The 800-nt window shown below is 68.5% G+C and carries 1 protein-coding gene; it reads right to left on the bottom strand.

All coding sequences use genetic code 11. From position 1 onward, the window contains the following. Nucleotides 1–800, bottom strand: an 800-nt coding sequence (locus tag CH306_RS28685; protein WP_143546924.1) for a biotin/lipoyl-containing protein, incomplete at both ends; no start/stop codon positions are given.

The raw sequence follows: 800 nt of genomic DNA on the forward strand, positions 1-800 counted from the left end.
TTGATCTCTGCGAGGACGGTGCCTTGGGTGATGGCGTCGCCTGCGGTGACGGTCAGGCCGGTGATGGTGCCTGCTTTGTGGGCGTTGACGGGGTTTTCCATTTTCATCGCTTCCAGGACGGCGATGAGGTCCCCGGCCTCGACGGTGTGGCCTTCGTCGACAGCGACTTTGACCACGGTGCCCTGCATCGGTGCGGTCACCGCGTCACCGGATGCCGCGCCGGCTCCGGCACCACCACGGGTACGCGGTTTCGGCTTACGCCGCACCGCACCCGCGTTGGCACCGCCGCCGTTGCCGCCGCCGAGGGACAGTTCCCCGGGCAGGGAGACCTCGACGCGTCGGCCACCGACCTCGACGACGACGGACTGCCGCGGCAGCACCTCCTCGTCGTCGATGGGCGCTCCGGCGGTGAACGGGGCAACCTGGTTGTCCCATTCGGTTTCGATCCACCGGGTGTGCACCGAGAACGACTCCCCGTCGCCGATGAACGCCGGATCGGAGACCACCGCAGCATGGAACGGGATCACCGTCGCCAACCCCTCGACGGTGAACTCGGCCAACGCCCGACGCGACCGCGCGAGGGCTTCCTCGCGGGTGGCTCCGGTGACGATGAGCTTGGCGAGCATCGAATCGAACTGGCCGCCGATCACACTGCCGGATTCGACACCGGAATCGACGCGCACCCCCGGACCCGACGGGGCAATGAACGTGGTGACCGGGCCCGGTGCGGGCAGGAACCCACGGCCGGCGTCTTCGCCGTTGATCCGGAACTCGAACGAATGCCCCCGCGGTTCGGGATC

The organism is Rhodococcus sp. 15-725-2-2b, from assembly GCF_002259075.1.
Classification (GTDB): Bacteria; Actinomycetota; Actinomycetes; order Mycobacteriales; family Mycobacteriaceae; genus Rhodococcoides.